Annotated in this window: 11 protein-coding genes; 6 read left to right on the top strand and 5 right to left on the bottom strand. The window is 35.6% G+C overall.

Annotated elements, in window-relative coordinates:
* Window positions 1–453 precede the first annotated feature (453 nt).
* Complete coding sequence (locus ABC346_RS19355; RefSeq protein ID WP_413236412.1) at window positions 454–1,671, top strand: M20/M25/M40 family metallo-hydrolase; 1,218 nt, start codon at window positions 454–456, stop codon at window positions 1,669–1,671.
* Window positions 1,672–2,170: 499 nt separating this feature from the next.
* Here ABC346_RS19355 and ABC346_RS19350 read toward each other — a convergent pair whose 3' ends face one another.
* Genes ABC346_RS19350 through ABC346_RS19330 form a run of 5 tightly spaced genes read right to left on the bottom strand, consistent with a single transcriptional unit; the run spans window position 2,171 to window position 6,759 of the window.
* Entirely contained in the window at window positions 2,171–2,941 is a 771-nt protein-coding gene (locus ABC346_RS19350; RefSeq protein WP_413236411.1) for an alpha/beta hydrolase, read from the bottom strand.
* A complete protein-coding gene (locus ABC346_RS19345) occupies window positions 2,928–3,746 on the bottom strand; it encodes an ABC transporter ATP-binding protein (protein ID WP_413236410.1) in 819 nt (272 codons plus the stop codon). The genes ABC346_RS19350 and ABC346_RS19345 overlap by 14 nt, the downstream gene beginning before the upstream one ends.
* Before the next feature lie 6 nt (window positions 3,747–3,752).
* Entirely contained in the window at window positions 3,753–4,784 is a 1,032-nt protein-coding gene (locus ABC346_RS19340; RefSeq protein ID WP_413236409.1) for a FecCD family ABC transporter permease, read from the bottom strand.
* A complete protein-coding gene (locus ABC346_RS19335) occupies window positions 4,777–5,787 on the bottom strand; it encodes a FecCD family ABC transporter permease (protein WP_413236580.1) in 1,011 nt (336 codons plus the stop codon). Before ABC346_RS19335 ends, ABC346_RS19340 begins: the two co-directional genes overlap by 8 nt.
* A gap of 9 nt (window positions 5,788–5,796) precedes the next feature.
* On the bottom strand, window positions 5,797–6,759 hold the full coding sequence (locus ABC346_RS19330) for an iron-hydroxamate ABC transporter substrate-binding protein (RefSeq protein ID WP_413236408.1): 963 nt from the start codon (window positions 6,757–6,759) through the stop codon (window positions 5,797–5,799).
* Window positions 6,760–6,923: 164 nt separating this feature from the next.
* On the opposite strand from ABC346_RS19330, the gene ABC346_RS19325 reads away from it, so the two are divergent.
* From ABC346_RS19325 to ABC346_RS19305, 5 genes are all read left to right on the top strand, one after another.
* A complete protein-coding gene (locus ABC346_RS19325; protein WP_413236407.1) occupies window positions 6,924–8,426 on the top strand; it encodes an amidase family protein in 1,503 nt (500 codons plus the stop codon).
* A gap of 167 nt (window positions 8,427–8,593) precedes the next feature.
* Window positions 8,594–10,123 carry an AbgT family transporter gene (locus tag ABC346_RS19320; protein WP_413236406.1) on the top strand — a complete coding sequence of 510 codons (1,530 nt, stop codon included), beginning with the start codon at window positions 8,594–8,596 and terminating at the stop codon, window positions 10,121–10,123.
* 488 nt (window positions 10,124–10,611) lie between these two features.
* Window positions 10,612–11,577: an AAA family ATPase gene (locus tag ABC346_RS19315; RefSeq protein WP_413236405.1), complete on the top strand. Its 966-nt coding sequence runs from the start codon at window positions 10,612–10,614 to the stop codon at window positions 11,575–11,577.
* Window positions 11,574–12,842 carry a DUF58 domain-containing protein gene (locus ABC346_RS19310; protein ID WP_413236404.1) on the top strand — a complete coding sequence of 423 codons (1,269 nt, stop codon included), beginning with the start codon at window positions 11,574–11,576 and terminating at the stop codon, window positions 12,840–12,842. The genes ABC346_RS19315 and ABC346_RS19310 overlap by 4 nt, the downstream gene beginning before the upstream one ends.
* Complete coding sequence (locus ABC346_RS19305) at window positions 12,839–15,025, top strand: transglutaminase TgpA family protein (protein ID WP_413236403.1); 2,187 nt, start codon at window positions 12,839–12,841, stop codon at window positions 15,023–15,025. The genes ABC346_RS19310 and ABC346_RS19305 overlap by 4 nt, the downstream gene beginning before the upstream one ends.
* Window positions 15,026–15,099 lie beyond the last annotated feature (74 nt).

Here is a 15,099-nt window from a genome sequence, read left to right as displayed (position 1 = left end):
ATTTCTTTTAAAAGCTTTTATTTGCTGACATTTGCAAAAATCGTTTGTTTTATCCTGCATATAATGTTCAGTATTTTCCTCCTCACTTTAATGCGATGAAACCTAGCCAAAGTGTATAAGTAGGAGATACATGCTCGTAAATATCTGGTTTTGTTCAACGAACATTCGTCGGGGAGGGTGAATATAAAAATCTTGTCTGGTTACGATTAGTTTTAATGTATATTATGATTTTATGTAGTTATATAATTTTTTTTTGTGTTAAAATTAGCTGAAAGTTACCCACCAAGAGCATCTTTCTTTAGTAAAAACAATTAGCAACTTTTATATGTTCATACAGCGACATTCATTTTTAATATTAAAATAGAATATGAATAAATTTCATAATTGCCAAGCTCCATTTTAAAAACGATGATAAAATATTTATAAGGGATAGTAGAAAAGGAGGCTTACAAGATGAAAGAAGTGTTTGAACAATTAATGGGGATGCAAGAAATAAAGCGAATATTAGAGTTTATTCATCAAGATGATAAACAAACATTACAAGAGCAAATTCAATTAACAGAGATACCAGCCCCGCCATTTAAAGAACAAGAACGTGCCAAGAAATTTCAAGAAATGTTAATTCAATATGGACTTGAGGATGTGCATATTGATGTAGAAGGAAATGTTTTTGGAATAAGAAAAGGGACAGGTAATGGTCCGAAATTAGTGATTTCTGCACATATAGATACGGTATTCCCAGAAGGTACGGATACGACTGTAACAGAAAAAGAAGGTAAATTATTCGCTCCAGGTATCGGGGATGATACAAGAGGATTAGCAGAGGTTTTATCTATAGTACGTGCTTTACAGGAAATGGAGCTTGAAACGATCGGGGATATTATAATTGGCGGTACAGTTGGCGAGGAGGGAGCAGGAGATTTAAGAGGAGTAAAAGCTTATTTTAATGAAAATCAAGTTGATGGGTTTATCTCTATTGATGGTCCAAATCTAGAAAGAATTACTTATCAAGGAACAGGCAGTTATCGTTATAAAATTACATATTCTGGCCCTGGAGGTCATAGCTTTGCCGATTTTGGGACGCCTAGTGCTACACATGCGTTAGGTAGAGCAATTGCAGACATATCAAATATAGTAACGAAATCTGATCCAAAAACAACATTCTCTGTTGGTCCGATAACTGGTGGTTCTTCTGTAAATGCAATATCAGAAACTGCTTCTATGCAAGTTGATTTACGTTCTAATTCAAAATCAGAACTTGATCGATTAGACGAAAAGTTCCAGGAAATTGTAAAGGAAGCATGTGAAGCTGAAAATCGCCGTTGGGAAAGCAATACATTAACGGTAGACATACATCGATTTGGCAATAGACCACCTGCTAAACAAAGTGAGGACCTTCCGATTGTATGTGCATTACAAGAAGCAATTATAGCGATAGGGGAAACACCAGAATTATCTGGACCAAGTAGTACGGATGCTAATTATCCAATGAGTTTAGGAATTCCTTCAATTACTTCTGGTACTGGTGGACAGGCTGGAGGAGCACATACATTACAAGAATGGTATGACCCTAAAGATGGTTATTTAGCTGTGCAGAAAAATTTCTTGCTTATTCTTGGACTAGTAGGTATTAGAAGTGAAATTAACCCCACATTAAAAATTCGTTCATAATTAAGATATTTGGTAAATCCAAATGTTGCTCGATCCAATTTTCATTGCAGATGGCTTGCTTTTTAGCAGGCACGGTTTCAACTAATTAATAAAGAAGTAGTATGCTATTTACTAAAATTCCTGTAAATTGCTTATGTTTTGGTAAATAGACGCATTCTATTTACTAAAGTTCTTGTGATTCGCTTGTTCTTTTGTTTATAGACTTACTCTATGTACTAATAATTCTTCGACAATTTTCTTTGTATCTGCTAGTTTTTATGCTCTGTTATTCTGAGAAGAAGTCACCGTTTTGCATCACTATCAAAATCAAATTTACCTATAATAAAAATAAAACGTGGCAATTAAGAAATTCACTCCATTAATGAAAATCCGAACTTTAGTTTAATCTAAAAAATTAAACTAAAGTTCGGATTTATTTATCTGTTCAACTAATATTATAGTGGGAAGGAAAACTCCCATTGAATGAAATTTAAATTTATGACACTTAAGAATGAGGGGCTTATTTGCTAGCATATCGAATCGCCCTGCTCATAATAGTAGGAACTACAGAAGCGTGATTTTCATCTGGAGCGATATATAATCCACAATTAAGGTTATAATGCTTTAAGAGTTGTTGTAGTTGTTTTGCATCATCCACCATAAATCCTTCGTTTTCTCCAACAAATAAATGTCTTCGTTGTGCATGGTCATTTTTTATTTGTAATGCTCTTTCGATATAACTATTCAGTTCATAGTCATTCCACCAAATGGAAGGACTACAAGCTAAATATGTATCAAATAAATTTTGAGAATAGATACTTGCGAATAGAGAAAAGTATCCACCAAGTGAGTGACCAAACAATGTTCGTTTCTCTTGATTGATAAACAAATGTTTATTGATCTCCGGAAATAATTCAAGCTCTATAAAATTCAAAAATTGTTCAGCACCACCAAAGAGGTCTGGAATTTTTCCTTTCATTCTATCTGGAAAAACAACTTGATCTGATAGTGCAGTAAAATCTCGAAAACGTTTATTTCTTCTATCTTCATCCTGATGAGCGATTCCAATAACGATACTTGGATGTACCCCTGTTTTCGTATGGCGGATATGCTGTAGACGAACAACGTCAGCCGCTAGTTGAAAGTGAGAACTTCCATCCAATACAAAAATTGCTGGAAACCCGTTTTCAGGAACAGGACAATCTGGTGTATATATTTGTATATGGTAAGTATCATTAACAAATGAAGAGTGAATAGAGATTTTATTTTCAATAATGTTAATTTCGCTCATTATAAATCTCCTTCTTAATCTGGCATTCATAACCAAAGCAAACAGGACTATTTGTTTGAGGGTCTTTTAAGATTCTAGCTTCAATCTGGAATACTTTTTGTAAAACAGAAGGATGAATAATTTCGTCCGGACTACCTATTTGGATAATCTCTCCATCTTTCATTGCAATGATATTATCTGAAAATCTAGCTGCATGGTTGATATCGTGCAGCACCATAACAACAGTACATTGTTTTTCTTGATTCAATTGTTTTACAATTTGTAGCACTTCTAATTGATGAGCCATATCTAAATAAGTAGTAGGTTCATCAAGTAATAGTATATTTGTTTCCTGTGCTAAGGTCATTGCTAGCCATACTCGTTGACGCTGTCCCCCAGATAATTGTGCTATTTCTTCATTCCGGTATTCGGTTGTTTTAGTAACTTCCATTGCCCATTCAATCATCGATTGATCCTGTTTGGTTAATGTGTTTTTATTTTTACGGTGTGGGTAACGTCCATAAGAAATTAATTCCTCTACCTTGATTGCTCCTGGAGCTGAAGGCGACTGGGATAGTATTGCCAACTTTTTAGCTATCTCTTTTGTAGAAAGGTTCTTCATATTTTGATCATATAAAAGGATGTCACCAAATTTATGTTTTAAAACCCTGCCAATTGTTTTTAAAAGTGTGGATTTACCACAACCATTGGGACCAATTATCGTTGTTATTTTGCCTTCTTCGATTTCTAGTGAAAGGTCAGAAATAATCGTCTTTTTACTATACCCAGTAGTTACATGATCAATTTGAATTGTGTTTTTTGACATTACATATCATCCTTCCTTATTCCGAATGAGAAGATAAAGGAAATAAGGTATCCCAATAATCGAAATAACAATTCCAACTGGTAATTCAGATGGAGAAAAAATAGTTTTTGCTATGAAATCAGACAGAACGACTAATGTAGCACCAATCAAAGCGCTAACTGGGATGACATAGCGGTGTTTGATTCCGATAAGTTGTCTTGCAATATGTGGAGCCATTAATCCAATGAAACCAATGCTTCCGGATACGGACACACAAGCACTGATTAACCCCACGCTTGAATATAGTAAAAGCCTTTTTTCTTTTTCCGTTTGAATGCCAATACTAATCATTTGATCTTCTTGTAATTGGAAATAATCGAGTATCGGAGCTTTTCGATAAATAACAAATCCTAATATTATTAACCAAGGCAGGGAAGACCAAATATAGATCCAATTTGCATTGTAGATACTACCTGTTGTCCATATTGCGGCCATTTCATAGTCTTCTGGTGACAGTTTTAAAGAGATATACATGGATAGAGCTCCTAAACCACTATTTAAAGCAATACCAGTTAAGATTAATCGTTGCATATCCATCTGTTGGTTTTTGGTAGCAAAGAACAAGATAAATATTGCGGTTATAATTCCTCCTACAAATCCAAATATCGGTAACAACATGATAGATACCCAGCCATTTAAAGAGAAGGAGGAAAACATTACTTGGAAAAAATACATAAATGAAATAATCCCTACACCAGCACCTGCATTTATACCTAGAATCCCAGGGTCGGCTAATTCATTTTTTGTTATCCCTTGTAAAACAACACCCGCAATCCCAAGGCCAGCTCCAGTAATAATTGCTAGTACTATACGAGGCATTCTGAAATCAAAGATGACTAATTCATGCATTTCATTATTACCGATTCCGAGGAGCACTCGAATAATTTCCATAATCTTCATGTCGAATTCGCCATTTGTTAAATGGAGGTAAGAAGATACTAAAATTAATAGTAATAATACACCTTGAATAATAATAAATCTAGTTGTTTGTTTAAGCACTTTTCACACTTCCCTTACTCCAGATTAAGTAGAGGAAAAATGGCACTCCAATAATCGCTGTCACTACCCCGATTGGAGTTTCATATGGGAAGTTAATTAATCTACTAATCACATCACATAAAGCTAAAAAACATCCTCCAATAACTGCTGCACACGGAATGATATAACGATAATCGACACCAACTAAAAATCGAGTAATGTGTGGAATAATTAATCCTACAAAACCAATTCTACCTACGAGAGCGACGGATACACCAGTTAAAATGACAACAGTAAACATCGAAGTAATCTTGATCCATAATGTTTTCTGGCCTAAGCCAATAGCAACCTCTTCGCCAAGTGAACTAATTGTAATGCCCTTAGCTAGTGAATAAGCCAGTATAATACCTACAATTCCTATAGGAGCAGATAATAGAAGTAGCTTCGGATCTACTAAATGAATTTTGGAATTATACCATAATGTTATCGTTTGAGATACTTGAAAATGCATTGCAATAGAAGTAGCGACACTTCCTAAGAATGTTCCGATTATAGTTCCGATAATTGCTAGTCTTACAGGTGATAACCCGTCACGGATAATAGATCCAAATCCAAAAACAAGCCCAGCACCTATAGCTGAACCAATCATTGAAATTATTATTAACGAAGTATTAGACATACTTGGTAAAAAGATAATCGCTAATGTTACTAGAAATGCAGACCCGTCATTTACACCCATAATTGACGGAGATGCCAAGTAATTTCTAGTTATCCCTTGCATAATGGCACCAGCAACTGCAAGAAACGCTCCAACGAGTAATGCTGCTGTAAATCTTGGAATACGAGATGTCCAAATAATTTGATGGTCAACATTACTTTCATTGAAATGAAATATAGCTTGATAGATGGCCTCTATCGATATATCTTTTGTACCGATAATAATAGAACTAACCATAACTATTACGATAAAAAAAGGAGAGGATGCTAGTATGAGTACCGGCATCCATGTGTTTTTTTTCTTCATCATCATTCATTACTCCGAATATAGTTCGTTTAATGCTTCAAGAAAATGTACTTTTGACCAAGCAGTACCACCTTGAGCGAGTGGATCAACTGCATTTACGTGAATGTTATCATTTTTTGCAGCAGTAGTGCTTTGGAAGATTGGATCCTCTATTAACTCATCTAACGCTTCAGGTGATTCCGCATTTTCTGATGTTTCGAACTGTAAAAATACCGTGTCTGGATCGATTTCTGCTAAAGTCTCCATCGATAATTCAGCTTGAGCTTCTGAATTTTTAATTACTTCAGGTACTTGAATTCCTAAGTCTTGATAAAGTACCGGGTTTAAATAAACATCTTCTGGGTATACAAACATAGAACCACTTCTTACACGAACAATAAGGACATCTTGATCTGCCATTTCTCCAGAGATTTGAGAAGAAAGGTCTTCTGCATCTTGTTTATAATTATCAATAATTGTTTGTGCTTCATCTTCTTTATTGGTTAATTGTCCTATTAATAATAGATTGTCTTCCCAATCTGAAGAGATATGTGAATAAGGTAATGTTGTTTGAATTTTACTTAGTTTTTCAACTACTGGCTCTTGGAATTTAGATGACCCTAAAATTACATCAGGTTCTAAAGTAGCGATTACTTCGTGATTTGGTTCTCTTTTATCTCCAATTAAAGTAGGATCTTCAAAATCCTCTGCTAGATAACCGGGTACTTGATTAGCTATAGCTAAAACACCAGTTGGCTGAATACCAAGAATCGCTGCATCTTCCATAGATTCTAAGCTAGCGGTTACAATTGAATCTACTTCAGACGGTATTTCGTACTCTTTATCTAAATATGTAACAGACTGGTTTTCTGAGGTCTCTTCTTCTTGTGTACTAGAATTATTATCAGTTGCAGTAGCATCTTCGTCTTGGCCGCATCCGTAAAGTACCCCTAATAGTAGAGCTAGTAATAATAATGAATATATCTTTTTCAATGTGTATTCCCCTCTCTGTTCATTAATTACATTATAGTTGATAATGATTCTCAATTTCAATACGTATTGTAAATATTTTAATATTTTTTTAAAATATATAGATAATGACTTTTAGATTTGGAAATGGTAGAATTTGGTTATAGTTATAGGAGATGAATTGCTGCATGAATCTTAAAGAGTATGTGACCTATGATGCTACAGGATTAGCAAACTTGATCAAGAACAAAGAAGTACATCCAAAAGAGTTAATCAATGTAGCATTTCACAGATTGAATCAAGTAAATAACGAATTGAATATTATTACTCATAGTCGTGAGAAACGAGTGAGAAAAGAGTCTATTAATGAAGTAACGATTCCTAATGGCATGTTTAAAGGTGTTCCGATTTTGATGAAGAATATTTCACAGGCTATTGAAGGAGAACCAACGTCATCGGGGTCAAAACTTTTAAAAGATATTACATATAAACACGATAACTATTTTGTTAAGAAATTTAGAGAAGCCGGTTTCTTATTTATGGGCCATACAAATACACCGGAATTCGGTTTGAAAAATATAACTGAACCAGAGTTTTATGGAGCGACGCATAATCCGTGGAATACATTATATTCACCGGGTGGTTCTAGTGGGGGAGCAGCTGCAGCTATTGCTTCTGGTGTAGTTCCATTAGCGGGAGCAAGTGATGGTGGAGGATCTATACGGATTCCTGCATCATTTACGGGGCTATTTGGATTAAAACCTACTCGTGGACGAACTCCAGTTGGTCCCGGTGTTGGTAGACAGTGGCAAGGAGCATCGATCAATTTTGTATTAAGTCGTTCTGTCCGTGATAGTGCCGCGATGTTGGATCAATTGCAGGTTGTAGAACCCCATGCTGCATTTCAGACACCATTATATGAAGGTAGTTATTTAAATGATATAGAAAAATCACAGGAAAAATCGTTGAAAATAGCGTATTCTACTCAATCACCGGTCGGGACTCCAGTGTCTGAGGAAGCAAAAGAAGCGGTGAATAATTTGATTCAGCTATTGCGTGACGAAGGACATTATGTTGAAGAGGTCGAGTATCCTGTAGATGGAAAACAATTGATGAAAGATTATTATATAATGAACAGTGGAGAGATGAATGCAACTATCTTAGGTTTAGAAAATATGCTTAACCGAAAATTAACAGATGATGACATGGAAATAGAGTCTTGGTTGTTACACCGAGCTGGAGAATCTGTGAGTGCGGCAGCATATTCGCAAAGTCTGTCCTCATGGGACATAGCAGCAGAGAAGATGGCTTATTTTCATCAGACATATGATTTTTACATAACTCCTTCAACTGCTTATTCCGCACCTAAAGTTGGGGAATTGACAATTACAAAGGAGAAAAAGGAATACTACAAAGAATATATTGAGAAGGTATCTAATGTAGAAAAACAAGATATTATTTACGATATGTTTTTACCGAGTCTAACGTATACTCCATTTACACAACTTGCTAATTTAACAGGGCAGCCTGCTATGTCATTACCGCTCTATTTGACCGAACAAGGGCTACCTCTAGGGGTTCAAGTTATGGCAAACAAAGGAGAAGAACATCGATTATTACGATTCGCTCGTTTTTTAGAACAATCTCCTTTATGGGTTGATATGAATGAGAATCCATATTTTAATATATAACATCAAATAGTAGCATTTTTCGACAATCTTATGAAAAATGCTACTATTTTTACTTTAATGTAATAGGTTTCATTATTATCTGTTCGAATGTATAATGGAAAACATGTCTAAACGCAGACTTTATTGTCAGAATATTATCGATTTAATAACAAGGAAGGGGCAACATCATGGCAAAAGAAAGAAAAGGGTTATTCCAACGCTTTCTCGATATGATCGAGTTTGTAGGAAATAAATTACCTCACCCTGTTACATTATTTGCAATATTAGCTTTAATTGTTCTTCTTCTTTCTGCTGCATTGCAGCCACTTAATATAAGTGTGGAACATCCAGGACAAGAAGGAGAAATTGTTGAAATAAACAATTTACTAAATGCTGAAGGAATTAAATATATTTTTGAAAGCATGACCGATAACTTTATCGGATTCGCTCCACTTGGTGTTGTTCTTGTGACGATGCTAGGTATCGGAGTAGCTGAACGAGCAGGCTTAATCAGTGCAATGCTTCGTGGATTTGTATTAGCTATACCCGGCCGATTTGTAACATTAGGTCTTGTATTTGCAGGTATTATGTCCAGTGTGGCATCAGATGCTGGTTATGTAGTACTGCCCCCATTAGGTGCATTAATCTTCGCGGCACTTGGCCGACATCCTTTAGCCGGTTTAGCAGCAGCATTTGCTGGTGTTTCTGGAGGATTTAGTGCAAACTTTGCATTATCCGGTACAGATGCAATGTTAGGTGAATTAACAATTGCTGGTGCAGCAATTATTGATCCTGCCTATGCAGAGCAAATGAACATTGCGATGAACTGGTGGTTTATTGCAGCTTCTGTTATTGTATTAACATTTATAGGTGCTTGGGTAACTGAAAAGATAGTAGAACCTCGTCTTGGTTCATATAAAGGTGACCAAAAAGAAGATCTAGAAGGTATTAGTAGCATAGAGAAGAAAGGACTTATCTGGTCTGGAATCTCATTCGTAGTTGCTGGTGTACTTGCACTATTATTAGTACTTCCGGAAAATGCTCCACTTCGTGGCGATGGGCCTGGAATGGATGCAATCATTCAATCTCCGTTCATGAGTTCATTAGTTCCAATTATTGCATTATTATTCTTAATTCCTGGTTTGACATATGGTATTGTTACGAAGTCGATTCGAAATGATAAAGATGTAGCTAGTCAAATGACGGATACAATGGCGTCTATGGGGATGTTTATTGTACTTGCCTTTACTGCTGGTCAGTTTGTAGCTTATTTTAATGAATCAAATATGGGATTAATTCTAGGTGTTTACGGTGCTGAATTCCTAGACAGTATTAACTTAAAAGGGTTCGCTCTTATCTTAATGTTTATCTTGATTACAGCATTTATTAACCTATTTGTGGGAAGTGCTTCTGCGAAATGGGCTATGATGGCACCAGTATTTGTTCCAATTATGATGCAATTAGGTTATTCTCCAGAGTTAACACAGATGGCTTATCGTATTGCTGATTCATCGACGAATATTATATCACCGCTCATGACGTATTTTGCAATAATCATTGCATTTGCTCAGAAATATGATAAGAAGATGGGAATTGGTACGTTAATTTCTACAATGTTACCATATTCTATATTCTTCCTTGTTGGCTGGTCACTCATGTTAATCATTTGGATGCTACTTGGATTACCGTTAGGTCCAAATGGTCCTTTAACATATTAAATAGTAAAAGCGTAATGCAGTATTTTTGCATTACGCTTTTTTTATCTTAATGATTAGGTTTTGAAATCCGCCACAGAAATACAATGCGCTTAACCTAAGGCGGGTGGTGATCCTCCGGTTACAAATGCAATCCGGGGTCCCTCCTATGCGTTGTTCCCCACAGGACAAGGAAGACCTCGACAGCATTGCATCGCACGCAGAAATCGATTTTGATTTTCAAGGAATCTCCGTATTTTCTTATTCTTATTTTTGCTATACTCCATCTTTTAATGAGAACTTTTCTTTCAAAAAAACAGGGGAGAAATCGCTAAGTATTAAACAAGTCCTCATGAATTCATTCTAGTAAAATATCTAGTTAATTTTAGTATAGAAAATAGAAGTTGTGTTAACACTAGATTTTAAATTATCAAACTATTGCGTTTGATTTCATGTACTTTTCTAGTATAGTTATAGTAGGATAATGGTAAGAGAGGCGAAGGGGGATGAATATGATTCAACAAACAAAGATTTATAACGAAAAAATAGAACGTGTTATCGAAAATATAAATAAAGTTATCATCGGTAAAGAAGAGGTGGCTAGTTTAAGTTTAGTGGCTCTTTTAACAGATGGCCATGTATTGCTAGAGGATGTTCCAGGTGTTGGAAAAACAATGCTAGTACGAACGTTGGCAAAATCTATAAATAGTGATTTTACACGTATCCAATTTACTCCAGACTTGCTACCTTCCGATGTGACTGGAGTGTCAATATATAATCCAAAAGAACTGCAATTTGAATTCAGAAGTGGTCCAATATTTGGAAATATTATCTTAGCAGATGAAATTAACCGAACTTCGCCAAAAACACAATCTGCTTTGTTAGAAGCTATGGAAGAAAAAAGTGTCACCGTGGATGGAGAGACGAAACAGTTACAGAAACCATTTTTCGTCATGGCAACACAAAATCCTATTGAATATGAAGGTACATACCCATTGCCTGAAGCACAGTTGGATCGTTTCTTATTGAAATTGAAGATGGGATATCCAACATTTGGGGAAGAGTTAGAAATGCTGCATCGGACTTCTTCTACTCATCCAATCGAAGCAATAGAAGCCGTAATGACGCAGGCAGATGTATTACAGGCACAAGAAGAAGTAAAGCAAGTTTATATCGACCATTCTGTGAAACAATATATTATTAATCTTGTAACAAGAACAAGAGAAAATAGCTCGATATACTTAGGAGTTAGTCCGCGTGGATCCATAGCTTTGATGAAGGCTGCTATGGCTTATGCATATATTTCCGATCGTGATTATGTTATCCCTGATGATGTGAAGTATCTTGCTCCATTCGTATTATCTCATCGTATTATCCTTACTTCCGAAGCAAGATATGAGGGGATCTCTGGTGAAGATGCAATAGCATCTATTATTAAATCAACGCATGTTCCAATAAGGAAGGATACAGCAGAATGAAGGCAAAGATAAAAGCTACTTGGAATATCACATGGCTAGTTTTATTAATAGTTATATTATTTAGCTATGCGATGTTTCAAGGTGGATTTGTAAGTTGGTTTTTATTTTATAGCTTTCTACCAATTTTTCTATACCAGTTACTTCTATCTATTTATCCGTTTAAAAAATGGGAAATATCACGTGAAATCCCTCGATCGGTAGTTCAAGCTGGTGATGAGATTTATGTAACGATTCATATGAAACGAAATTCATCATTTCCTTTGTTCTATTGTTCTATAAGGGAACAAATACCCGATTCATTGATGGTAAGAGATGTAAAAAAGGAAAAGTATCGTTCTTTCTCCAATCCAAACCAATTCAAAGGGAACCGAACATTAAATCGAATGGTATTCCCGTTATTCAGAAAACGGATATCATTTACTTATTCAATCCAACAAGTTCCTAGAGGAGAGCATGAGTTACGAGCAGTTACGTTACGTACTGGTGATATTTTTGGTTTAATAAAAAAACAGGTAACGATACCTGTGGAAAATAAGCTCGTTGTGTTTCCTTATATTCATGATCTGAAAATTAAAGATCGTATAACGAGTTATGATCAAGGAGCGGTTGCTTCTGCTGTGGTAAATCAATCTAACACGAATATTGCTACGGGTGTTCGAGAATATGCTCCTGGCGACCGTGTGTCATGGATTGATTGGAAACAAACTGCACGAAGACAGGATGTAATGACAAAGGAATTTGAACAGGAAAAAAGTACGGAAATTCTCGTGATATTAGATAGTTGTAATAGTACGCGTCTGAACCAATTAGCATATGAAGCATCTATTGAAATTACCTCCTCTTTATTAATGGAATTTCAAAAAAAGGATCATCAGGCCAATTTTCTTTCAATTGGACAAGAGTCCCACTTTTTCCCATCCAAATACGGGAAAAGTAATCATTCTCCAGTGAATCGTTATTTCATACATGCTCAACCTAGTGGGACCCAACCATTTTCTATTCGTCTACGTGAAGAATTAAAACGAAATAGAAAATCGGAAAGTATTTTTATCATTGTTACTCATGTAGATGATTTTTTAATGCAGATAATGTTAGAAGGAAAAGTGGGGAGAAAATATTTGGCAGTAATATTTATTCAGGCAGGGTCACTTATTACAGAAGAAGAACATCGCATTATTCAGCAGATGAGACTTGCGAATATTCACGTTCAAATGATAACCGACCAACACCTGCTTGAGAGTCCTATCGAGGTGAATGTTAGATGAAGCTTAAAGGAGAACAATCAAACCAAATAACGACGATACTGCTGTATATCTGTGGGTTCTTCTTATTTTTAGAATGGCTATATCCGCTTGGTGATATAACGGATACAACAGTTGGTGTGTTTGTAATGTTTGCGGCTTATTGTTTTTTCTTGTCTCTGTTTGAGATGAAATGGTGGTTAACACTCTCATTAAAAGGCTTCGCATTAATATTCATTTTAAATGGATTATACTTTGACGTTAGTCTGGTTGATTTGCAGTGGATAACAATTGCGATAGAGGAATTATTTTATAATATAAATGTTCTTTTCTCTCAAGAATGGTATTTCTTAACGCCAATGTTCCGTAGTTTGCTATTCTTAGTCTTAATATGGTTAATGAGTTACTTACTGCATTACTGGTTTGTACAAATGAAGCATATTTTCTTATTTATTCTATTAACTTTTTTCTACGTGACGATTATTGATACATTTACTGTTTATGATGGTGCGTTCTCGGTGGTTCGTACATTTATTATTTCTTTTGTTGCGTTGGGAATTGCCAATTTAGGAAAGGAAATGGATAAAGGATCTGTTCGAATAACCATAAAGAATAGTGTTGTTTATTGGCTTGTGCCGTTGATAGGGTTTGTTTTATTTTCTACGATGATTGGATATGCGGCACCTAAATTAGATCCACAATGGCCAGATCCCGTGCCGTTCATTCAAAGTGCGGCAGAGAATGCAGGATATGGTAGTGGTCCGGTTCAAAAGGTTGGTTATGGGGAAAATGATTCACAACTAGGTGGATCCTTTATTCAGGATGATACACCAGTATTTGAAGCGACTGCAGAAGAAGATCATTATTGGCGTATAGAGACGAAGGATGTTTATACCGGGAAGGGTTGGGAAGTTTCACTAGATAGTACAGAGATGGAATTACCTAATGGTATGATTCCATTTGCTACTTTTTCAACTAATGTCGAACTTGAAGATTTAGAAGCAGAAATCGAATTTGTTGGTGGGGAGTCGCTTCCGAAACTTGTTTATCCTTACGGTGCAAATCAAGTAACTATAGAGAATGGGTATGATATTTTTCATGATGTTAGTATGGAATCTGTATTCATGAAAGAAAATGGCGAAGATGTAGAACCTAATCAATATCAAATTCAATATAATCATCCTTCTTATGACATAGATGTATTGAAAGAAGATGACGGCGATGATGGTGAAGCGATTCAAGCGAGATACACACAACTTCCAGATGTACTTCCTGAACGAGTGGAAGAATTAGCAGAAGAAATTACAAATAGTCAAGAAACACGTTATGATAAGGCAAAAGCAATTGAAAGATACTTTAGTTCGAACGATTATCAATATCAGACATCCGATGTTCCGGTGCCAGGCGATGGGGAAGATTATGTTGACCAATTTTTGTTTGATACAAAGGTTGGCTACTGTGATAATTTTTCTACTTCTATGGTAGTTCTATTGCGATCACTCGATATCCCAGCTCGATGGGTAAAAGGATTTACTGGTGGTGAAATCACGGACACATTAGATGATGATAAGAGAATCTACGAAGTAAAGAATTCCAATGCCCATTCATGGGTAGAAGTATATTTTCCGGAAACAGGATGGGTTCCATTCGAACCTACACAAGGTTTTACAAACTTGTCTGATTTTCATGTCGAGTTAGAAGAAAATAATGAAAGTGAGCAAGATTTAGAAGCTCCAGAAAATAATATACAAGAGCCACCAGAGTCAGAATCCGAGGTGCCAGAAGAGGAAGATGATACGCAAGCTACGGGAAGCTCGACTAATGATAATGGTTTTACCATTAATCCCTGGTATATGTGGATCGGTATAGCAGTGCTGGTTCTCATCATTGCTATTATTTTATATAATAAGCGTCATCATCTAAAAGTGAGAATGATTCAAGCTAAACTAGAAAAGCAACAAGATACGGCCTCCTTCCAAGATGCATATTTGTATTTAATTACGTTACTCAAAAAGCAAGGGTATCAAAGACATCCAGATCAAACACTGAGAGAATTTGCAAAGGAAATAGACTTTAATTTATCTTCCCAAGATATGGGAGAACTTACGAGACATTATGAACGAACAATCTATAGTGGCAACCATTCGTTACGAATACAAGAACTAACTCAATTATGGAAAAATTTAATTAACCGTATAATGGGTTGACCAGTGGGAGCCTGCTTAGTAGAATAAGGACATGTGAAAATATAGTGATAAAAGTCGATTTCTATATTAGTATA

Source organism: Oceanobacillus phoenicis (assembly GCF_047238145.1).
In the GTDB taxonomy this organism is placed as follows: Bacteria; Bacillota; Bacilli; order Bacillales; family Amphibacillaceae; genus Oceanobacillus.
This window is presented reverse-complemented; position numbering and strand designations above follow the sequence as displayed.

What these genes read in the sequence shown, in the direction of transcription:
- ABC346_RS19310 (WP_413236404.1), top strand. Translation starts at nt 11,574, where the DNA reads ATGAAGGCAAAGATAAAAGCTACTTGGAATATCACATGGCTAGTTTTA.
- ABC346_RS19320 (WP_413236406.1), top strand. Translation starts at nt 8,594, where the DNA reads ATGGCAAAAGAAAGAAAAGGGTTATTCCAACGCTTTCTCGATATGATC.
- ABC346_RS19305 (WP_413236403.1), top strand. Translation starts at nt 12,839, where the DNA reads ATGAAGCTTAAAGGAGAACAATCAAACCAAATAACGACGATACTGCTG.
- ABC346_RS19315 (WP_413236405.1), top strand. Translation starts at nt 10,612, where the DNA reads ATGATTCAACAAACAAAGATTTATAACGAAAAAATAGAACGTGTTATC.
- ABC346_RS19355 (WP_413236412.1), top strand. Translation starts at nt 454, where the DNA reads ATGAAAGAAGTGTTTGAACAATTAATGGGGATGCAAGAAATAAAGCGA.
- ABC346_RS19335 (WP_413236580.1), bottom strand. Translation starts at nt 5,787, where the DNA reads ATGAAGAAAAAAAACACATGGATGCCGGTACTCATACTAGCATCCTCT.
- ABC346_RS19350 (WP_413236411.1), bottom strand. Translation starts at nt 2,941, where the DNA reads ATGAGCGAAATTAACATTATTGAAAATAAAATCTCTATTCACTCTTCA.
- ABC346_RS19325 (WP_413236407.1), top strand. Translation starts at nt 6,924, where the DNA reads ATGAATCTTAAAGAGTATGTGACCTATGATGCTACAGGATTAGCAAAC.
- ABC346_RS19345 (WP_413236410.1), bottom strand. Translation starts at nt 3,746, where the DNA reads ATGTCAAAAAACACAATTCAAATTGATCATGTAACTACTGGGTATAGT.